Source organism: Pseudomonas sp. TE24901 (assembly GCF_054058375.1).
The window spans coordinates 704942-723428 of record NZ_JBSSAF010000001.1; the positions used below are offsets into that span (position 1 = coordinate 704942).

Annotated in this window: 21 protein-coding genes; 12 read left to right on the forward strand and 9 right to left on the reverse strand. The window is 60.9% G+C overall.

Annotated features, from left to right (window positions below):
* Positions 1 to 28: 28 nt before the first annotated feature.
* The 4 genes from ACVWVP_RS03220 to ACVWVP_RS03235 all read left to right on the forward strand — a co-directional run bounded on the left by ACVWVP_RS03220 (position 29) and on the right by ACVWVP_RS03235 (position 4291).
* Positions 29 to 988: a 2-dehydro-3-deoxygalactonokinase gene (locus tag ACVWVP_RS03220; RefSeq protein WP_457404463.1), complete on the forward strand. Its 960-nt coding sequence runs from the start codon at positions 29 to 31 to the stop codon at positions 986 to 988.
* A 1-nt stretch (position 989) separates the two neighbouring features.
* Entirely contained in the window at positions 990 to 1610 is a 621-nt protein-coding gene (locus ACVWVP_RS03225; RefSeq protein ID WP_259172467.1) for a 2-dehydro-3-deoxy-6-phosphogalactonate aldolase, read from the forward strand.
* A gap of 48 nt (positions 1611 to 1658) precedes the next feature.
* Entirely contained in the window at positions 1659 to 2807 is a 1149-nt protein-coding gene (gene dgoD / locus ACVWVP_RS03230; RefSeq protein WP_178923977.1) for a galactonate dehydratase, read from the forward strand.
* Between the two features lie 179 nt (positions 2808 to 2986).
* Positions 2987 to 4291, forward strand: coding sequence for an MFS transporter (locus ACVWVP_RS03235; protein ID WP_178923976.1), 1305 nt, complete (start codon positions 2987 to 2989; stop codon positions 4289 to 4291).
* A gap of 38 nt (positions 4292 to 4329) precedes the next feature.
* Here ACVWVP_RS03235 and ACVWVP_RS03240 read toward each other — a convergent pair whose 3' ends face one another.
* The 4 genes from ACVWVP_RS03240 to trpB form a co-directional block, all read right to left on the reverse strand.
* Positions 4330 to 5988: a BBE domain-containing protein gene (locus tag ACVWVP_RS03240; protein ID WP_178923974.1), complete on the reverse strand. Its 1659-nt coding sequence runs from the start codon at positions 5986 to 5988 to the stop codon at positions 4330 to 4332.
* A 171-nt stretch (positions 5989 to 6159) separates the two neighbouring features.
* Positions 6160 to 6597, reverse strand: coding sequence for an anti-virulence regulator CigR family protein (locus tag ACVWVP_RS03245; protein WP_178923972.1), 438 nt, complete (start codon positions 6595 to 6597; stop codon positions 6160 to 6162).
* A 138-nt stretch (positions 6598 to 6735) separates the two neighbouring features.
* The gene (trpA, locus tag ACVWVP_RS03250; RefSeq protein WP_178923970.1) at positions 6736 to 7545 is read right to left on the reverse strand and encodes a tryptophan synthase subunit alpha; all 810 of its coding nucleotides are present in this window, start codon (positions 7543 to 7545) and stop codon (positions 6736 to 6738) included.
* Positions 7545 to 8771 (reverse strand): tryptophan synthase subunit beta, encoded by a 1227-nt coding sequence (trpB, locus tag ACVWVP_RS03255; protein ID WP_178923968.1) that lies wholly within the window; start codon positions 8769 to 8771, stop codon positions 7545 to 7547. The genes trpA and trpB overlap by 1 nt, the downstream gene beginning before the upstream one ends.
* Before the next feature lie 110 nt (positions 8772 to 8881).
* Here trpB and ACVWVP_RS03260 point away from each other — a divergent pair, with 110 nt between their 5' ends.
* The gene (locus ACVWVP_RS03260; protein ID WP_259172470.1) at positions 8882 to 9778 is read left to right on the forward strand and encodes a LysR family transcriptional regulator; all 897 of its coding nucleotides are present in this window, start codon (positions 8882 to 8884) and stop codon (positions 9776 to 9778) included.
* Here the strand turns inward: ACVWVP_RS03260 and ACVWVP_RS03265 are convergent.
* The gene (locus ACVWVP_RS03265) at positions 9775 to 10101 is read right to left on the reverse strand and encodes a DUF883 family protein (RefSeq protein ID WP_003170746.1); all 327 of its coding nucleotides are present in this window, start codon (positions 10099 to 10101) and stop codon (positions 9775 to 9777) included. The genes ACVWVP_RS03260 and ACVWVP_RS03265 overlap by 4 nt on opposite strands.
* Before the next feature lie 156 nt (positions 10102 to 10257).
* Here ACVWVP_RS03265 and ACVWVP_RS03270 point away from each other — a divergent pair, with 156 nt between their 5' ends.
* Both ACVWVP_RS03270 and ACVWVP_RS03275 read left to right on the forward strand, forming a co-directional pair.
* Positions 10258 to 10473, forward strand: a complete 216-nt coding sequence (locus ACVWVP_RS03270) for a dodecin (RefSeq protein ID WP_007953919.1) — start codon at positions 10258 to 10260, stop codon at positions 10471 to 10473.
* Between the two features lie 116 nt (positions 10474 to 10589).
* Positions 10590 to 10817 (forward strand): DUF1161 domain-containing protein, encoded by a 228-nt coding sequence (locus ACVWVP_RS03275; protein ID WP_457404464.1) that lies wholly within the window; start codon positions 10590 to 10592, stop codon positions 10815 to 10817.
* A gap of 151 nt (positions 10818 to 10968) precedes the next feature.
* On the opposite strand, the gene ACVWVP_RS03280 is transcribed toward ACVWVP_RS03275, so the two are convergent.
* Positions 10969 to 11970, reverse strand: a complete 1002-nt coding sequence (locus ACVWVP_RS03280; RefSeq protein WP_021491416.1) for an LLM class flavin-dependent oxidoreductase — start codon at positions 11968 to 11970, stop codon at positions 10969 to 10971.
* 217 nt (positions 11971 to 12187) lie between these two features.
* Between ACVWVP_RS03280 and ACVWVP_RS03285 the strand changes: the two genes are divergently transcribed.
* Positions 12188 to 12619 (forward strand): OsmC family protein, encoded by a 432-nt coding sequence (locus ACVWVP_RS03285; RefSeq protein ID WP_457404465.1) that lies wholly within the window; start codon positions 12188 to 12190, stop codon positions 12617 to 12619.
* Positions 12620 to 12825: 206 nt separating this feature from the next.
* Positions 12826 to 13065 carry a DUF1161 domain-containing protein gene (locus tag ACVWVP_RS03290; RefSeq protein ID WP_178923962.1) on the forward strand — a complete coding sequence of 80 codons (240 nt, stop codon included), beginning with the start codon at positions 12826 to 12828 and terminating at the stop codon, positions 13063 to 13065.
* Here ACVWVP_RS03290 and ACVWVP_RS03295 read toward each other — a convergent pair whose 3' ends face one another.
* Positions 13066 to 13488 (reverse strand): PA0061/PA0062 family lipoprotein, encoded by a 423-nt coding sequence (locus tag ACVWVP_RS03295; RefSeq protein ID WP_178923960.1) that lies wholly within the window; start codon positions 13486 to 13488, stop codon positions 13066 to 13068. It lies immediately after the preceding gene.
* 139 nt (positions 13489 to 13627) lie between these two features.
* Here ACVWVP_RS03295 and ACVWVP_RS03300 point away from each other — a divergent pair, with 139 nt between their 5' ends.
* Positions 13628 to 14671, forward strand: a complete 1044-nt coding sequence (locus ACVWVP_RS03300) for an aminopeptidase (RefSeq protein WP_457404466.1) — start codon at positions 13628 to 13630, stop codon at positions 14669 to 14671.
* Positions 14672 to 14766: 95 nt separating this feature from the next.
* Here ACVWVP_RS03300 and ACVWVP_RS03305 read toward each other — a convergent pair whose 3' ends face one another.
* The gene (locus ACVWVP_RS03305; protein ID WP_178923956.1) at positions 14767 to 15426 is read right to left on the reverse strand and encodes an HAD family hydrolase; all 660 of its coding nucleotides are present in this window, start codon (positions 15424 to 15426) and stop codon (positions 14767 to 14769) included.
* Positions 15423 to 15965, reverse strand: a complete 543-nt coding sequence (locus ACVWVP_RS03310; protein WP_178923954.1) for a gamma carbonic anhydrase family protein — start codon at positions 15963 to 15965, stop codon at positions 15423 to 15425. Before ACVWVP_RS03310 ends, ACVWVP_RS03305 begins: the two co-directional genes overlap by 4 nt.
* A 54-nt stretch (positions 15966 to 16019) precedes the next feature.
* On the opposite strand from ACVWVP_RS03310, the gene prlC reads away from it, so the two are divergent.
* A complete protein-coding gene (gene prlC, locus ACVWVP_RS03315; protein ID WP_457404467.1) occupies positions 16020 to 18119 on the forward strand; it encodes an oligopeptidase A in 2100 nt (699 codons plus the stop codon).
* Entirely contained in the window at positions 18116 to 18391 is a 276-nt protein-coding gene (locus ACVWVP_RS03320) for a YheV family putative zinc ribbon protein (protein ID WP_010207776.1), read from the forward strand. Before prlC ends, ACVWVP_RS03320 begins: the two co-directional genes overlap by 4 nt.
* Positions 18392 to 18487 lie beyond the last annotated feature (96 nt).

Sequence of the window (18487 nt, forward strand, 5' to 3'; positions counted from 1 at the left end):
TGCATCCGCTCAAAACTCAGGTGAAGCGATGCAGGCGCAATTGATCGCGCTCGATTGGGGGACCAGTTCCCTTCGTGCTTATAAACTCGGCTGCGCAGGTGTGGTGCTGGAACAGCGCTCGCTGGCGTGGGGCATCATGCATTTGCCTGATGAGCCCCGGGACATTGCCGGTGTGCGTTGCAGCAATGGCTTCGAGTTGGCGTTCGATGCCGCGTGTGGCGACTGGCTTGACGCCGAACCCGGGTTGCCCGTGATCGCCTGCGGCATGGTCGGCAGCGCCCAGGGCTGGAGCGAAGCGGCCTATCGCACCACCCCTGTCGATGTCGCCAGCCTCGGCCAGGCGTTGCACCAGGTGCGCAGCCTGCGCGGTGTGGACGTGCATATCGTGCCTGGCGTGATCGAGCAGGTCGGCTTGCCCAATGTGATGCGCGGCGAAGAAACCCAGGTGCTGGGCGTGCTCCAAGGGTTGGGTGCCGACGCGTTGATCGGCCTGCCTGGCAGCCATTCCAAATGGGTCGAGGTGGTCGAAGGTCGCATCACACACTTCGATACCTTCATGACCGGCGAGGTGTTTGCGGTGTTGAGCAGGCACAGCATCCTGGGGCGCACCCAGCAACCGTGCGAACACTTCCAGGCCCAAGCCTTTGATCGCGGCGTGCAGGTGGCGCTTTCCAACGATGGCCAGCGCGGCGTGCTATCCACCCTGTTCAGCGCCCGCACCCTTGGGCTCACCGGTGAACTTGCCCCAGACCAGCAGCCCGATTACCTGTCCGGCTTGCTCATCGGTCATGAACTTGCCGGCCTGCCCGACAGCGCCAAACACCAGCCGATCATCCTGGTCGGCGCCGCCCCGCTCTGTGCCCGTTATCAACGCGCCCTCGCCCTCTTCGGCTTCGCCCATGTCAGCCTGGCGCAGGAGGCCACCGAGCGCGGCCTGTGGCAACTGGCCGTGGCCGCCGGGCTCACTCAACCTGTATCGGAGGCCTGACATGCTCAAGCAAGCACTCGCGCAAAACGGTTTGATCGCCATCCTGCGTGGCATTCGCCCGGACGAAGCCGAGGCCATCGGCCACGTGCTGTACCAGGCCGGTTTTCGCGTGATCGAAGTCCCGCTCAATTCGCCCGACCCTTACACCAGCATCCGCACCCTGCGTGACAGCCTGCCCGCCGATTGCCTGATCGGTGCGGGCACGGTGTTGACGCCAGAGCAGGTTGAGCACGTGAAGGCGGCCGGTGGCCAGGTGATCGTCATGCCCCACAGCGATGCCAAGGTGTTGCGTGCCGCCAAAGCCGCTGGCCTGTTTCTGTCGCCAGGCGTGGCCACGCCCACCGAAGCCTTCGCCGCACTGGCCGAAGGCGCCGACGTGTTGAAGCTGTTCCCTGCCGAGCAAATGGGCCCGGCGGTGATCAAGGCATGGTTGGCTGTATTGCCAGCCGGCACCTTGCTGCTGCCGGTGGGCGGCATCACCCCGGACAATATGCAGGTGTTCATCGACGCCGGCGCCAAAGGGTTCGGGCTGGGTTCCGGGTTGTTCAAGCCGGGTATGACCGTGGAACAGGTAGCCAGCCGTGCCCAGGCCTATGTCGCCGCCTGGAAAGCCCTGAGCTGATTTCAAGTCTTGCGCCTGCAGGCGCCGCATCTACAAGAGAGATAACAGATGAAAATCACCAAACTCACGACCTTTATCGTCCCGCCGCGTTGGTGCTTCCTGAAAGTTGAAACCGACCAGGGCGTGACCGGCTGGGGTGAACCCGTGGTCGAAGGCCGCGCTCACACCGTCGCCGCTGCCGTCGAAGAACTGTCCGACTACCTGATCGGCAAAGACCCCCGCAATATCGAAGACATCTGGACGGTGCTCTATCGCGGCGGTTTCTATCGCGGCGGCGCCGTGCACATGAGTGCCCTGGCCGGTATCGACCAGGCGCTGTGGGACATCAAGGGCAAGGCCCTCGGCGTGTCCGTCAGCGACCTGCTCGGCGGGCAGGTGCGTGACAAGATCCGCGTGTATTCCTGGATCGGCGGCGATCGCCCGGCCGACACTGCCCGCGCTGCCAAGGAGGCCGTGGCCCGTGGTTTTACTGCGGTGAAAATGAACGGCACCGAAGAACTGCAATTCGTCGACAGCTTCGAAAAAGTCGACCTGGCCCTGGCCAACGTCGCCGCTGTGCGTGACGCGGTTGGCCCGAACGTCGGCATAGGCGTGGACTTCCATGGCCGGGTGCACAAGCCCATGGCCAAGGTACTGATGAAGGAGCTCGACCCGTACAAGCTGATGTTCATCGAAGAGCCGGTGCTCAGCGAGAACTACGAGGCGCTCAAGGAGCTGGCGCCGCTGACCAGCACGCCGATTGCCCTGGGCGAGCGCCTGTTCTCGCGTTGGGACTTCAAGCGTGTACTCAGCGAAGGCTACGTCGACATCATCCAGCCGGATGCGTCCCACGCAGGCGGCATCACCGAAACCCGCAAGATCGCCAACATGGCTGAAGCCTACGACGTGGCCCTGGCCCTGCACTGCCCGCTGGGCCCGATTGCCCTGGCCGCGTGCCTGCAACTGGACGCGGCTTGCTACAACGCGTTCATCCAAGAGCAAAGCCTGGGCATTCACTACAACGAGAGCAACGACCTGCTCGACTACGTGCGCGACCCCGGCGTGTTCGACTATGACCAGGGCTTCGTGAAGATCCCCAACGGGCCGGGCCTGGGCATCGAGATCAACGAGGAATACGTGATCGAACGCGCGGCCATCGGCCACCGCTGGCGCAACCCGATCTGGCGCCACGCCGATGGCAGTTTTGCCGAGTGGTGATAACCCTTCCCCTGACGAAACCGAATCCACTGTAGGAGCTGGCTTGCCAGCGATAGCGCCGGGTCAGCTTGCACCTCTGGCACTGATCCACCGCCATCGCTGGCAAGCCAGCTCCTACAGTCGGGCGTGTTCTGTCAGCCAATATCCGTCCTCAATAAACATAAAAAGAGGCAACCCCCATGCACCCTGAATCCTTCACCGGGCAGGCTTCTTTAGTCACGCCTACGAGAAAGCGCTACTTCATCATGGTGCTGCTGTTTATCACCGTGGTGATCAACTACCTCGACCGCAGTAACCTGTCGATTGCCGCCCCGGCGCTGACCAGCGAGCTGGGCATCGACCCGGTGCATGTCGGGCTGATCTTCTCCGCGTTCGGCTGGACCTACGCCGCCATGCAGATCCCGGGCGGCTGGCTGGTGGACCGCGTGCCGCCACGCATTCTCTACACGGCGGCTTTGCTGCTGTGGTCTATCGCGACCGTCATGCTCGGCTTTGCCGCCAGCTTTATCGCCCTGTTCGTGCTGCGCATGGCGGTGGGCGCGTTGGAAGCGCCGGCGTATCCGATCAACAGCCGAGTGGTCACCACCTGGTTTCCCGAGCGTGAGCGTGCCACGGCGATTGGCGTCTACACCTCCGGGCAGTTTGTCGGGCTGGCGTTTCTCACGCCGGTGCTGGCGTGGCTGCAACACGCGTTTGGCTGGCACATGGTGTTTGTTGTTACCGGTGGTGTCGGCATCTTGTGGGCGGTCATCTGGTACGCGGTGTACCGCGAGCCAAAGGATTTCAAGGGTGCCAATAGCGCGGAAATCCAGCTGATTCGTGAAGGTGGCGGCCTGGTGGACATGCAGGAAAAAACCGCCAAGGCGCCGTTCAGTTGGGTCGACCTGGGGATCGTGCTGAGCAAGCGCAAGCTTTGGGGCATCTATCTCGGGCAGTTCTGCCTGAACTCCACGCTATGGTTTTTCCTGACGTGGTTTCCGACCTACCTGGTGAAATATCGCGGCATGGACTTCATCAAGTCCGGCTTGCTGGCATCGCTGCCGTTCCTTGCTGCGTTTGTCGGCGTGCTGTGTTCCGGGATCTTTTCCGACTGGCTGATCCGTCGCGGCGCGTCGGTGGGGTTTGCGCGCAAGCTGCCGATCATCGGCGGGTTGCTGATCTCTACGGCGATCATCGGCGCCAACTATGTGGATTCGACGGCCTGGGTGATTGCGTTCCTGGCCGTGGCGTTCTTTGGTAATGGCCTGGCGTCGATCACCTGGTCGCTCGTCTCGACCTTGGCGCCGGCGCGGTTATTGGGGCTGACGGGGGGCGTGTTCAATTTCATCGGCAATTTGTCGGCGATCGCCACGCCCATCGTGATTGGCTTTTTGGCCAGCGGCGACTCGTTTGCGCCGGCGATTACCTACATTGCCGTGTTGGCATTGCTCGGCGCGCTCTCTTACGTGTTGCTGGTCGGTAAAGTCGAGCGGATCGAGTTGTAGGAATCGGGCGACCTTGAGGTCGCCCTTTTCATTCTGGATTACGGCACCGACATCTCGTTACGGAACACATTCAATGGGTCCCAACGTTGCTTGGTGCGCCGCAGACGGCTTTCGATAATGAGGTCGGGGAAGAAAACCTTGTACCACTGCGGGTTCGGTCCCTTGTTGGGGTCACCGTCGATAAACAGCATGTCGCGGTCGGGGTAATTGATATAGCACCCCTGGAATTGGGCATTGATGGGAACACCAGAGTCATTGGCGAAGGCGGCGAAGAACAAGCCTTGAATCCACTGTGCGTGTGCCTGATCTGATGCGGTGCTTTCATCACGCCAGTAGCATTGCGGCTGCCACTTAAGATACGACGAGCGCTGCGCCACCGATGACTCCCGGCGTACTGCGGCGCTGGCCTCATTGATCTGCCCGCCAAATGACTGGATCTGGATCAGGCTCTGAGTCAGTTGTTTACCTGGGTCATTCCAGGTCAGTGTGTCCCAGATCGCCTGCAGTACCGTTGGTGTGAAAATACCTGTCTGGTAAGCCGACTTATATCGGCCACGCTGGTTCGGGCCGGAACCGTTGAGCGTCTGTTGGCAATGCAGCCAATCCATCTGGCGCGTCGCTGCTAGTGCAGACTCCACGGAGTTGATCGTGCGCCCGGTCGGGTTGCTGCGTGGCAGGTGGGTCGTTGGGAAAGGGCTCAGGCATTCGGTGGCAGGAATACCGATGGCATTGAGCATTGAGCTGACAAAGTCCTCGAATGGGGCCCGGTCGTTCACCTCACCGTTCTTATCCACGTAATGAACATCCATCGTGACGTTGCCGGTGTTCTGATGCCGCATTTCCAGCTTGGTCGCCAAGCCCCACGTGTCGGGGTTGGCTTGATTGCGAGAAAACCAGTCCTGATAGGCCGTCAGCAACTTGTCGAGTGCCGGCTTGGTCAGCAGCGACCAGTCCCACTCCAACACCAACCACAGCACTTCCTTGGGGGCTTCGGGCAACGCTTCGAAGTAATAGCTGGTGATAATCCCGAACTGTCCGCCGCCTGCCCCGCAACACGCGGCAAACAGGTCCCGCTCGTCCTGATCGGTGCTGTTGCGGGAGACGTGTACAGGTGCAAGGCCATTGCCTTGAGCATTGGGCACCAGCATATCGACGCCACTCAACCAGTCACATACCAAGCCATCCTTGCGCGACAGCAATCCATAGCCACCGCCGCAAATATGGCCGCCCAGCCCGACGGAGTAACATGAGCCGCCTGGCAGGCTCTTGTTGGCTAATTTGTACAGTGCCACGTAGGCATCCCAGTTCTGGCCGCCAGCCTCCAAGCGGAATCCGTAGCGATGTGGCGAAGTGGGGACCAGTTCCGAAGCGATCTGCCCTTTGGGGTCGTAGACCACTTGGTTGAGTTGGCTGATATCGAGGATCGACAACACTTCATTGGGATTGCCGGGCATTTTGTTGGCGACGAAACCTTCGTAGCAATGACCGCCGCTGCGCACGGTGATACGGCCATCGGGCACTGCCAGCGCCTGGGCGGCGGCATCGATAATGTCTTGGGTGCTATAGCACAGGTAAATCAGGTTGGCGCCGTTGGGCGAGGACTGGCCTTGGACATTACCCAGGGGCCAGCGAAGGTTGAAGCCTTTTTGCAGGGTTGAATGACGACGGTCCGACGGGGTGACGAGATCAAATGCCATGATGTACTCCAAAGAGCCAAGGATGACTTCTGATGCGACTAACTTAACAACCTCGAGGCAAGGAATGCGTGGCTTGCAGAGGTGTTAGAAGGCAATAGGCATGAAGTGGCTTGAAGGGTGAACATACGTTCACCCTTCAAGCCTAGCGGAAGAAATACAGATGCAGAGGGCTTAGTTCAGGACGCCGTCGAGGATTTCGTAGACGATCCCCGTGCCCACGGCGATCAACACCACGTCAGGCCCGGAACGGCGCCATTCGTAGCCTGGGTACTGCGGCAGGCGGCCCAGCGCTCGGTTGTCCAGGCGCTCGCCATAATAGCCGCGTGGCAGCGGCTGGCCACGCACCAGGCGTACGTTTGGGGGCGGCGGTGCGCCACGGGCGAACTGGCCGTGGTTGTCGTGGATGATCTGGCGTACCGGGCCGAAATCCTGCGGTGGGCCACGGCGGTTGTCTGGCGGGCCGCGATGGTCATCGCCGCGCTGCTCGTGCTGGCCTTGCGGGCCGCCACGGTCGGGGCCGCCCTGATCGTAGGGCGCCGCGTGTGCCAGGGCAGTGGCACCCAGCATCAGCACGCCGAGACCGGCGATCAAGCGTTTAGGCATTTTCATGGGGGCTTTCCTCAGTACTGCACGAACAAAAAAGGGATTTCGAACGAGGTTCGAAATCCCTTGGTCTTGTCAGTTTAGGTACTGAGTTTTCAGTTTGATTCCTCTGTATCAGGAACTTTACCTACTGCTACACGGCGTTTACTTACGGGCGTTACGGACACCTTCCGACAGCGCCGCGCACAAGCTCAATACGCCATCAATCGCTTGCTGATCATTTTTCGCAGTGGCGATGTGGTCGATTAATGCCGAACCTACCACGACACCGTCCGCCAACCGCGCGATGGCTGCCGCTTGCTCCGGCGTGCGAATACCAAAACCGATGCTGATCGGCAGGTCGGTATGCCGACGCAGGCGGGTCACGGCCTCTTCGACGTGTTCCAGGGTCGCGGCGCCGGCACCGGTCACACCGGCCACCGACACGTAGTACACAAAGCCGGAGCTGCCGTTGAGCACGGTGGGCAAGCGCACGTCATCGGTGGTCGGCGTGGTCAGACGGATAAAGTCGATGCCAGCGGCCTGGGCCGGGTCGCACAGCTCGCCGTTATGCTCTGGGGGCATGTCGACCACGATCAGGCCATCAACGCCGGCCTCTTTGGCGTCGGCGATGAACTGCGGCACGCCGTACTTGTGGATCGGGTTGAAGTAGCCCATCAGCACCAGGGGCGTGTCGTTGTTGTCCTTGCGGAACTCACGCACCATCTGCAGGGTTTTCACCAGGTTCTGCTTGGCGTTCAGCGCACGGATATTGGCCAGCTGGATCGCCGGGCCGTCGGCCATCGGGTCGGTGAAGGGCATGCCCAGCTCGATCACGTCGGCACCTGCGGACGGCAGGCCTTTGAGGATGGCCAGCGAGGTGTCATAGCCCGGGTCGCCAGCGGTGACGAAGGTCACCAGGGCGGCGCGGTTCTGTTCTTTAAGCTGTGCGAAGCGGGTGTGCAGGCGGCTCATCAGTGTTTCTCCTGCTGAGAGGTTTCCATGTGGTGCATGACGGTCTGCATGTCTTTGTCGCCACGGCCGGACAGGTTGACCACCATCAGGTGATCTTTCGGCAAGGTCGGTGCGCGTTTGAACACTTCGGCCAGGGCGTGGGCGCTTTCCAGTGCAGGAATGATCCCTTCCAGGCGGCAGCATTTGTGGAAGGCGTCGAGGGCTTCGTCGTCGGTCACCGAGGTGTACTGGACGCGACCGATGTCATGCAACCAGGCGTGTTCCGGGCCGATGCCGGGGTAGTCCAGGCCGGCAGAGATCGAGTGGGCGTCGATGATCTGGCCATCGTCGTCCTGCAGCAGGAAGGTGCGGTTGCCGTGCAACACGCCCGGTACGCCGCCGTTGAGGCTGGCGGCGTGCTTGCCGGTCTCGATGCCATGGCCGGCTGCTTCAACGCCGATGATTTCAACGCGGGTGTCATCCAGGAATGGGTGGAACAGGCCCATGGCGTTGGAACCGCCGCCGATGCACGCCACCAGGCTGTCTGGCAGACGGCCTTCCTGGGCTTGCAACTGGTCGCGGGTTTCCTTGCCGATCACGGCCTGGAAGTCGCGGACCATCGCCGGGTACGGGTGCGGGCCGGCCACGGTGCCGATCAGGTAGAAGGTGCTGTCGACGTTGGTCACCCAGTCACGCAACGCTTCGTTCATCGCGTCCTTGAGGGTGCCGGTGCCGGCAACCACCGGGATCACTTCGGCGCCCAGCAGCTTCATGCGGAACACGTTGGCCTGCTGGCGCTCGATGTCGGTGGTGCCCATGTAGATCACGCATTGCAGGCCGAAGCGCGCAGCCACGGTGGCGGTGGCCACACCGTGCATGCCGGCGCCGGTTTCGGCGATGATGCGTTTTTTGCCCATGCGTCGCGCCAGCAGGATCTGGCCGATGCAGTTGTTGATCTTATGCGCGCCGGTGTGGTTCAGCTCTTCGCGCTTGAGGTAGATCTTGGCGCCGCCGCAGAACTCGGTCAGGCGTTCAGCGAAATACAGCGGGCTTGGACGGCCCACGTAGTCGCGTTGGAAGTAGGCCAGTTCTTCTTTGAATGCTGGATCTTCCTTGGCCGCTTCGTATTCGCGGGCCAGGTCGAGGATCAACGGCATCAGGGTTTCAGCGACGTAGCGGCCGCCGAACGCGCCAAACAGGCCGTTGGCGTCTGGGCCGTTGCGTAGATCGGTCTGGGACTGAGTCATGGGACGCTCCAGGAAGGAATGGGTGTGGGAAGCAATGAGGGCCACTCTACCCCTGACCTTCTGCGCTGAAAACCGATAAGATCGCTGCAACCTGTCAGGAAAACTCACAGATGAGCCGAGACCTTCCCCCTCTCAATGCCCTGCGTGCCTTTGAAGCCACTGCGCGATTGAACAGCGTCAGCCAGGCCGCAGAGCAATTGCATGTGACCCACGGTGCTGTCAGCCGGCAGTTGAAGGTGCTGGAGGAACAGTTGGGTATCAGCTTGTTCGCCAAGGATGGGCGCGGCCTTAAACTCACAGATGCGGGCGTACGTCTCCGTGATGCCACCACCGATGCGTTCGAGCGGCTCAGAGACGTGTGTGCGGAACTGACCCAGGCCAGCGCCGACGCACCTTTCGTGCTCGGTTGTTCGGGCAGTTTGTTGGCGCGCTGGCTGATCCCGCGTTTGGGCCGCTTGAATGCAGATTTGCCGGACCTGCGTTTGCACTTGTCGGCGGGTGATGGTGATCTGGACCCGCGCCGCCCAGGCCTGGACGCGCTGTTGGTGTTCGCGGAGCCGCCATGGCCGGCGGACATGCAGGTGTATGAACTGGCCAGTGAACGCATCGGCCCGGTGATGAGCCCGCGCTTTGCCGGTTATGAACGCTTGCGCGAGGCGCCGGCTGAAGCTTTATGTGGTGAAAAGCTGTTGCACACCACCTCACGTCCACAGGCCTGGCCCAGTTGGGCCACGCAGCACGGCATCGAACCCGGCGCGTTGAAACACGGCCAGGGCTTTGAACATTTGTATTATTTGCTGGAGGCGGCAGTGGCAGGGTTGGGCGTGGCGATTGCCCCGCAGCCACTGGTGGCCGAGGACCTGCGGGCAGGCCGCCTGGTGGCGCCATGGGGCTTCAGTGAAACCCCGGCGCACCTGGCGCTGTGGCTACCCAAGCGTGCCGCAGATGGGCGCGCCGGGCAGCTGGCGCAGTGGCTCAAGGCTGAGCTACTGCGCGAACCGGTTTAATCGCCGCGTTTGCACAGCAGGTAAGCGGCGAGCAGACCCAATGCACCGACGGCGACGCCGGCTGTGGTCCACGGGTGCTCTTGTGCGTAGTCCCGGGTGGCAACACCGGTTTCGCGGATTTTGACTTTGCTTTCTTCGTAGGCATCGCTGATCAAGTGGCGGGAATGCTTGAGGGCATTCTCGGCATTGCTTTTCAGGGCCTTCAAGGTTTTGCGCGACTCGTCGGATGCATCGTCCTTGAGGCTTTCCAGCGATTTGAGCAGGCTCGAAATCTCGGCTTCCATGCTTTCCAGCGACGCTTTGCGTAAAGAAGTGTTGGCCATGTGGACTCTCCTGAAGTGATTGAGTGGCAGGTGTAGATACCGACTGCGGCGGTTTCAGAAAGTGCAGTAAATCTGAACTTTCACCCAGGAACGGTCGCCAGAAGCAGTAAGAACATTGACTGCTACGCTTGCTTAACGACCCTTAGGAGAACTGCCATGAGTGATCATCACACCTACAAGAAAGTCGAACTGGTGGGCTCGTCCACCTCCAGCATCGAAGACGCGATCAACAATGCCCTGGCCGAGGCCAACAAGAGCATCAAGCACCTGGAATGGTTCGAGGTGACTGAAACCCGCGGCCACATCAAGGACGGCAAGGCCGCGCACTTTCAGGTCACGCTCAAGGTGGGGTTCCGAATTGCCAGTAGTTGATGGCATCGGTTGAACTTTGCCGACTGGCCGATTGCCATAACCTGCGCTACAACCTTAGGGTGCCGACGCGACGCGCGCCGGCACGCTCTTTTCGATCAGCGCAAGGAAAGTAACGGATGAAGAAGTTCCTGTTAGCGGTAGGTTTGTTGAGCATTGCGGGCACAGCCCTGGCGGCGGGCAAGCCATGTGAAGAGCTGAAAAGCGAAATTGCTGCGAAAATCGACGCCAAGGGCGCCAAGCATTACTCGCTGGAAGTAGTGGACAAGGGCGCTGCAGCCGAAGGTTACAAAGTAGTCGGTAGCTGCGAAGCCGGTACCAAGGAAATTGCTTACAAGCGCGGTTAATCCCGTGTTGCAGACATAAATTCGACGCACTTGTGGCGAGGGAGCTTGCTCCCGCTGGAGTGCGTAGCGCTCCCATTTTTTGGGGCCGCTACGCAGCCCAGCGGGAGCAAGCTCCCTCGCCACAGGTGCGTCGTTTTTTTGCCTGAGGGGGTCAACCCTTCATCAATTGCGCCAGCAACTCGTAGGAATGAATCCGGTCGGCGTGCTCGTACAGGTCACAGGTGAAAATCAGCTCATCGGCGCCGGTTTGTTCGATCAGCACTTCCAGCTTGGCGCGGATCTTCGCCGGGCTACCCACCATCGCTAGGCCCAGGAAGCTGCCCACAGCGTCTTTTTCATGGGGCAGCCACAGGCCGTCCATGGTTTTCACCGGTGGGCGCTGCACCAGGCTCTGCCCGCGCATCAGGGCGAGAATGCGCTGGTACACGGAAGTCGCCAGGTAATCGGCCTGCTCATCGGTGTCGGCGGCCACCAGCGGAATGCCAAGCATGACGTAGGGCTTGTCCAGCACGGCTGAAGGCTTGAAGTGGTTGCGGTAGACGCGGATCGCCTCGTGCATCAGGCGTGGTGCGAAATGGGAGGCGAAGGCGTAGGGCAAGCCTCGCTCACCTGCCAGCTGTGCGCTGAACAGGCTGGAGCCCAGCAGCCACACCGGCACGTTGGTCCCGGTGCCGGGAACCGCAATCACCCGCTGGTCGGGGGTGCGCGGGCCCAGGTAGGCCATCAGTTCGGCGACATCTTCAGGGAAATCGTCAGCACTGCCGGAACGCTCACGACGCAGGGCGCGGGCGGTCATCTGGTCGGAGCCGGGCGCACGGCCCAGGCCCAGGTCGATACGGCCGGGGTAGAGGCTTTCAAGGGTGCCGAACTGCTCGGCAATCACCAGCGGCGCGTGGTTGGGCAGCATCACGCCACCGGAGCCGACGCGGATGGTCGACGTACCGCCCGCCAGGTAGCCCAACAACACCGAAGTGGCCGAGCTGGCGATGCCGTCCATGTTGTGGTGCTCGGCCACCCAGAAGCGGTTGTAGCCGAACTTTTCCACGTGCTGGGCCAGGTCCAGGGAGTTGCGCAACGACTGTGCCGGGCTGCCGTTGGCGCGCACGGGCACGAGGTCGAGGGTCGAGAACTTCACGTCGGACAGCGATTTCATAAGCCTGCTTCTCCATTAGGTGCGCAGGCTTATAGACGAACCAAAACCTGCCGCTTCATGTGCATGGTTAATGAGATGTGGGCATATACCCGAGATTCAATAGCGAGGATGGAAATTTCCTACTGCATTGCTAGGTTTCTCCGACAAGATGAACTTTGGCGGGGCGTCTATCCTCAGAACCCTTACTGACGCAAAACCACCGTTCGAGGAGACCGCTATGAGTATCGTGAAAAAAGCATCCGCGCATTGGGAAGGTGACCTGAAGACTGGCCTGGGCTCCATCTCTACGGAAACCGGCGTATTGCGCGAAGCGCCCTACGGCTTCAAGGCGCGTTTCGAGGGCGGCAAGGGCACCAACCCTGAGGAATTGATTGGCGCGGCCCATGCCGGCTGCTTCTCCATGGCCTTTTCCATGATTCTGGGTGATGCCGGCCTCAAGGCTGACAGCATCGACACCCAGGCCGAAGTCACCCTGGATCAAGTCGACGGCGGCTTCGCCATTACCGCTGTGCACCTGATCCTCAAGGCCAAGATCCCCGGCGCGAGCCAGACGCAGTTCGATGAACTGAGCAAAAAGGCCAAGGAAGGTTGCCCGGTCTCCAAGGTGCTGAATGCAAAAATCAGCCTGGATGCCACTCTCGTAAACTAACGCAACAGAACCCCTGTGGGAGCGGGCTTGCTCGCGAATGCGGTGTAACAGTCACAGATTTATTGACTGACACACCGCATTCGCGAGCAAGCCCGCTCCCACATTTGGTTTGTGTTAAATCAGAACTCGCATTTATAAACTGTGGTCGAATAGCCATTACTGCCTAGGCGCACACCCGTGCGCAGTGCATTCAGGGAGCTTCACACATGAAACGTTTTGCCTTGGCGATCATCTGCGGTGTTCTGGCCACGTCGGCCGTGGCCGCTCCAAAAGATTGTGAAGAGCTCAGGAAAGAGATTGAAACGAATATCCAGGCCAAGGCGATTCCTTCGTACACCCTGGAAATCATCACCGCCGAAGAAGCCAAGAATCACGACAGTGCGATGATTGTCGGTTCTTGCGAAAACGGCTCCAAGCGCATCCTCTACCAGAAAAACAACGACTGATCAGAGGCAGTTCACACTGCGTTCTTCGGCCAGTAACTTGCCAGCAGCGTCATACAGCCGGATGTTGGGCGTGAACGCCAGCGAGCGTCCTTCCAACTGATAGTGCTGCCCCGCCTGGAAATTGTCGTACTGCAGGGTCATGAAGCAGGTGCGGTCGCGCGTCTGGTCCAGCCCGCCGATGCCCGTGCCGGTATTTACCTCGAAATCGAAGCGCACCATCAGCTCATGGCTGCCCGGTGGCACCTGGAAGAAACGCCCGTCGTTGAGGTTCTTGCCGTCCAGGCGCTGGGCCATTACCAGCTTGGCACCGGGTGTCGGGGTGATGAAGTCGACCCAGGCCTGGTGCGGGTCCGCTGGCGGGATCGGCGTGGTTGCGCACGCTGTGAGGAACACGGCGGCGAGGGGAAGCAAGAGCTGGCGCATGGCAGGCACTCAACGGTTGGAAAGAATTGAGCCTGGCGCAGATGGCAGCAGACTCCCTATGAGTATAAACACGCCACGCCATGGAAAAATTCCGTGCAGGCAGGATAGTCTGGCGAATCAATAACCCAGGAGTCGGGGCATGGTCAGGCGTTTTCTTCCAGGGTTGCTGGCGGTGCTGCTCAGCGGTTGTTCCAGCGTCAGCTATTACAGCCAGTTGGCCAGCGGCCAATGGCAGTTGCTGCGTGCGCGTGAGCCGGTTGCCGAGGTGATCGCCGACCCTTCCCGCCCCCAGGTTTTGCGTGAGCACCTGGTGCAATCGCAGAAAGCGCGCACCTTTGCCAGCGAACACCTGCACTTGCCCGACAACCAGAGTTACAGGTTGTACGCCGACATTGGCCGGCCTTACGTGGTCTGGAATGTCTTCGCCACGCAGGAATTTTCCCTTTCACCTGAAACCCATTGCTTTCCGATTGCCGGTTGCGTGGCCTATCGCGGTTATTACAACCAGGGCGCGGCGCGTGGCGAAGCGGCGTTGTTGCGGCAACGGGGCATGGACGTGTCGATTGGCGGGGTGGAAGCCTATTCGACCTTGGGTTGGTTCAACGACCCGATCATGAGTTCGATGATGAACTGGGGCGATGAGCGCCTGGCCACGCTGATCTTCCATGAATTGGCGCACCAGCGTTTTTATGTGAAGGACGACACCGAGTTCAACGAGTCCTATGCCAACTTCGTTGAGCAGGAAGGCACCCGCCAATGGCGTGCTGCACGCGGCCTGGCGCCGGTCAGCGACGCGGCATTGAAGCAACGCGACCAGTTCATCCGGCTGGTGCTCGACACTCGCAAGCGCCTGGAAACGCTGTACGCCCAACCGTTGGCCGCCGATGTGATGCGCCAGGCCAAAGCCGCAGAGTTTGAGCGCTTGCGCCGTGATTACCGGCAGATGCGCGACAGCCAGTGGGCGGGGGATAAACGCTATGACGTGTGGATTAACCAGCCGATGAACAATGCGCGACTGTTGCCGTTCGGGCTGTATGACCAGTGGGTGCCGGCGTTTGCGGCGTTGTTTCGGCAGGTGGATGGGGATTGGGTGAGGTTTTTTGCGGCGGTGGAGAAGATGGGTGGGTTGCCGGTGGCGCAGCGCAAGGCGGCGTTGAAACAGTTGGAAGGGGGTGGTCTTTAGGGCCTCATCGCCGGCAAGCCGGCTCCCACAGTTGACCCCATTTCAAATATGGAACCCGGTCAACTGTGGGAGCTGGCTTGCCGGCGATGGCAATCTCAAGGCCGCTGCAAAAACGCCTGATGCATCTGCGCCAACGTCTCAAAATGCCAGGTCGGCGCCTCGGCACTCAACTCCTCGAAGCTGCCAAACCCATACCCCACCGCTGCTGAATCCAGGCCATTGCTGCGCGCGCCGATCAGGTCGTGCTTGCGGTCACCAATCATCAAGGTGGTGGCCGGGTCCAGGCCTTCTTCGCGGATCAAGTGCGCGATCAGCTCAACCTTGTTGGTACGCGTGCCATCCAGCTCGCTGCCGTAGATCACCTTGAAATGCTTGGCGAAATCAAAATGCCGGGCGATTTCGCGGGCAAACACCCAGGGCTTGGACGTGGCCACGTAGAGCTGGCGGCCTTGGCTGCTCAGGTCTTCCAGCAACGGCATCACGCCTTCGAACACACGGTTTTCATACAGGCCGGTGACCTTGAAGCGTTCGCGATAAAAATTCACCGCCTCCCACGCCTTGGCCTCATCGAAGCCGTAGAACTGCATGAAGGCTTGCAGCAGCGGCGGGCCGATGAAGTGTTCCAGCTTCGTCAGGTCCGGCTCGTCGATGCCGAGCTTGCCGAGGGCGTATTGGATCGAACGGGTGATGCCTTCACGCGGGTCGGTGAGGGTGCCGTCCAGGTCGAACAGGACGGTGGTGTAGTTCAGGGTCATTGATTGAATCCTTCGGCCAGGTGCAGGTCTTTGAGCTTCACGTAGTTCGCTGCGCTGTAGGTGAAAAAGGCACGCTCCTTGTCGGTCAACGGACGGATTTGTTTAACCGGGCTGCCCACGTACAAAAAGCCGCTCTCGAGTTTCTTGCCCGGTGGCACCAGGCTGCCGGCGCCGATGATCACGTCATCCTCGACCACCGCGCCGTCCATCACGATGCTGCCCATGCCGATCAAAATGCGATTACCGACGGTGCAGCCGTGCAGCATGACCTTGTGGGCGATGGTCACGTCGTCGCCGATCAGCAGCGGGAAACCGTCCGGATTGAACGGGCCGGCATGGGTGATGTGCAGCACGCAGCCGTCCTGCACGCTGGTGCGGGCACCGATGCGGATGCGGTGCATGTCGCCACGGATCACCGTGAGCGGCCAAACCGAGCTGTCGGTGCCGATTTCGACATCGCCGATCACCACCGCCGAAATATCGACAAAAGCCCCGGCGCCCAGGGTTGGCGTGTGGTTCTGATAGGTGCGAAGGGTCACGATAGCCTCTCTCTCTTCTGCTGATAGCTGCGGTGGGCATTGATTGTAATTAAGATGGCCCCATCTTTGTTCTTACATGTTTCTTCAGCCAAGGTACCCACCGTGAGCGCGAACAACCCACTTTTGCAGTCCTACGACCTGCCGCCGTTCTCGGCGATCCGTGCCGAGCACGTCCAGCCGGCCATCGAACAGATCCTCGCCGACAACCGCGTCGCCATCGAAGGCATCCTGCAAAGCCAGGGCCAAAACCCTACGTGGGCTGGCCTGGTGCTGGCCATGGACGAACTGAATGATCGCCTGGGCGCTGCCTGGAGCCCGGTCAGCCACCTCAACGCCGTGTGCAACAGCGCCGAACTGCGTGAAGCGTACGAAAGCTGCCTGCCGGCCTTGAGCGCCTACTCCACCGAGATGGGCCAGAACCGTGCGCTGTTCCAGGCCTTCGAAGCCTTGGCCAACAGCCCGGAAGCCGCGGGTTTCGACGTGGCGCAGAAAACTATCCTGGAACACTCCCTGCGTGACTTCCGCCTGTCGGGTATCGATTTGCCGCCCGAGCAGCAAAAACGCTACGCCGAAGTGCAGAGCAAACTGTCCGAGCTGGGCAGCAAGTTCTCCAACCAGTTGCTGGATGCCACCCAGGCCTGGACCAAACACGTTACCGATGAGGCCACCCTCGCCGGCCTGACCGACTCGGCCAAGGCGCAGATGGCCGCCGCTGCCCAGGCCAAAGGCCTCGACGGCTGGCTGATCACCCTGGAGTTCCCGAGCTACTACGCGGTGATGACCTACGCCCAGGACCGCGCGCTGCGTGAGGAAGTTTACGCGGCCTATTGCACCCGCGCGTCGGACCAAGGCCCGAATGCCGGTCAGAACGATAACGGCCCGGTTATGGAGCAGATCCTCGACCTGCGCCAGGAACTGGCTCAGTTGCTGGGCTACGCGTCCTTCTCCGAACTGAGCCTGGCCACCAAGATGGCCGAGTCCAGCGACCAGGTCCTGAGTTTCCTGCGCGACCTGGCCAAGCGCAGCAAGCCGTTTGCCACCCTGGACCTGCAACAGCTCAAGGCCTACGCCGCCGAACAAGGCTGCGCGGACCTGCAAAGCTGGGACAGTGGTTTCTACGGCGAAAAACTGCGCGAGCAGCGCTACAGCGTGTCCCAGGAAGCCCTGCGCGCCTACTTCCCCATCGACAAAGTACTGAGCGGCCTGTTCGCCATCGTGCAACGCCTGTACGGCATTGAAATCGCCGAGCAAAAAGGCTTCGACACCTGGCACCCGGATGTCCGCCTGTTTGAAATCAAGGAAAACGGCCAGCACGTGGGCCGCTTCTTCTTCGACCTGTACGCCCGCGCCAACAAGCGTGGTGGCGCGTGGATGGACGGCGCGCGTGACCGTCGCCGCACGATCGACGGCGTACTGCAAAGCCCGGTGGCCAACCTGGTGTGCAACTTCACACCTGCCGACAGCGGCAAACCTGCCCTGCTGACCCACGATGAAGTGACCACGCTGTTCCATGAGTTCGGCCACGGCCTGCATCACCTGCTGACCCGCGTTGAACACGCCGGCGTTTCCGGTATCAACGGGGTGGCTTGGGATGCGGTGGAGCTGCCGAGCCAGTTCATGGAGAACTGGTGCTGGGAGCCGGAAGGCCTGGCGCTGATCTCCGGCCACTACGAAAGTGGCGAACCGCTGCCACAAGACCTGCTGCAAAAAATGCTCGCCGCCAAGAATTTCCAATCCGGCCTGATGATGGTGCGCCAGCTGGAGTTCTCGCTCTTCGACTTCGAGCTGCACGCCACTCACGGCGACGGCCGCAGTGTTGCTCAGGTATTGGAGGGTGTGCGTGATGAGGTGTCGGTGATGCGTCCGCCCGCCTACAACCGCTTTCCCAACAGCTTTGCGCATATCTTCGCGGGCGGTTACGCGGCGGGGTACTACAGCTACAAATGGGCCGAAGTGCTGTCGGCCGATGCCTTCTCCAAGTTCGAAGAAGACGGCGTGCTCAATGCCGAGACCGGTCGCGCCTTCCGCGAGGCGATCCTGGCCCGTGGCGGTTCCCAGGCGCCGATGGTGCTGTTCGTCGATTTCCGCGGACGCGCGCCGTCGATTGACGCACTCTTGCGCCACAGCGGCCTGAGTGAGGACGCGGCAGCATGAGTGAAGGGCCTGTGATTACCAAGAAACAATTTATCGCCGGGGCGGTTTGCCCGGCGTGCAGCGAGCCGGACAAGTTGAAGATGTGGACCGAAGACAACGTGCCACACCGTGAGTGCGTGGCCTGCGGTTATACCGACACGCTGAATGACCAGGGCTTGTCGGTGCCCAAGGAATTGGGCACGCGGGTGAATACGTCGGCGTTGAAAGCGCCAGCGGACCCGAAGGTGCAGGCGGTGCAGTTTTTCCCCAATCCGAAGCTGAAAAAGGACTGACTGATGTGATGTTTTTTGCCCTGAAACACAGGTTTCAGGGCGAAGAGCATTAAGCATCTACGCCCCTCAATTCTGACGCGTGTTCCAGGATGGCTG

Coding starts and splice junctions, on each gene's coding strand:
- ACVWVP_RS03220 (WP_457404463.1), top strand. CDS start 29: ATGCAGGCGCAATTGATCGCGCTCGATTGGGGGACCAGTTCCCTTCGT.
- ACVWVP_RS03225 (WP_259172467.1), top strand. CDS start 990: ATGCTCAAGCAAGCACTCGCGCAAAACGGTTTGATCGCCATCCTGCGT.
- dgoD (WP_178923977.1), top strand. CDS start 1,659: ATGAAAATCACCAAACTCACGACCTTTATCGTCCCGCCGCGTTGGTGC.
- ACVWVP_RS03235 (WP_178923976.1), top strand. CDS start 2,987: ATGCACCCTGAATCCTTCACCGGGCAGGCTTCTTTAGTCACGCCTACG.
- ACVWVP_RS03240 (WP_178923974.1), bottom strand. CDS start 5,988: ATGGCATTTGATCTCGTCACCCCGTCGGACCGTCGTCATTCAACCCTG.
- ACVWVP_RS03245 (WP_178923972.1), bottom strand. CDS start 6,597: ATGAAAATGCCTAAACGCTTGATCGCCGGTCTCGGCGTGCTGATGCTG.
- trpA (WP_178923970.1), bottom strand. CDS start 7,545: ATGAGCCGCCTGCACACCCGCTTCGCACAGCTTAAAGAACAGAACCGC.
- trpB (WP_178923968.1), bottom strand. CDS start 8,771: ATGACTCAGTCCCAGACCGATCTACGCAACGGCCCAGACGCCAACGGC.
- ACVWVP_RS03260 (WP_259172470.1), top strand. CDS start 8,882: ATGAGCCGAGACCTTCCCCCTCTCAATGCCCTGCGTGCCTTTGAAGCC.
- ACVWVP_RS03265 (WP_003170746.1), bottom strand. CDS start 10,101: ATGGCCAACACTTCTTTACGCAAAGCGTCGCTGGAAAGCATGGAAGCC.
- ACVWVP_RS03270 (WP_007953919.1), top strand. CDS start 10,258: ATGAGTGATCATCACACCTACAAGAAAGTCGAACTGGTGGGCTCGTCC.
- ACVWVP_RS03275 (WP_457404464.1), top strand. CDS start 10,590: ATGAAGAAGTTCCTGTTAGCGGTAGGTTTGTTGAGCATTGCGGGCACA.
- ACVWVP_RS03280 (WP_021491416.1), bottom strand. CDS start 11,970: ATGAAATCGCTGTCCGACGTGAAGTTCTCGACCCTCGACCTCGTGCCC.
- ACVWVP_RS03285 (WP_457404465.1), top strand. CDS start 12,188: ATGAGTATCGTGAAAAAAGCATCCGCGCATTGGGAAGGTGACCTGAAG.
- ACVWVP_RS03290 (WP_178923962.1), top strand. CDS start 12,826: ATGAAACGTTTTGCCTTGGCGATCATCTGCGGTGTTCTGGCCACGTCG.
- ACVWVP_RS03295 (WP_178923960.1), bottom strand. CDS start 13,488: ATGCGCCAGCTCTTGCTTCCCCTCGCCGCCGTGTTCCTCACAGCGTGC.
- ACVWVP_RS03300 (WP_457404466.1), top strand. CDS start 13,628: ATGGTCAGGCGTTTTCTTCCAGGGTTGCTGGCGGTGCTGCTCAGCGGT.
- ACVWVP_RS03305 (WP_178923956.1), bottom strand. CDS start 15,426: ATGACCCTGAACTACACCACCGTCCTGTTCGACCTGGACGGCACCCTC.
- prlC (WP_457404467.1), top strand. CDS start 16,020: ATGGCCCCATCTTTGTTCTTACATGTTTCTTCAGCCAAGGTACCCACC.
- ACVWVP_RS03320 (WP_010207776.1), top strand. CDS start 18,116: ATGAGTGAAGGGCCTGTGATTACCAAGAAACAATTTATCGCCGGGGCG.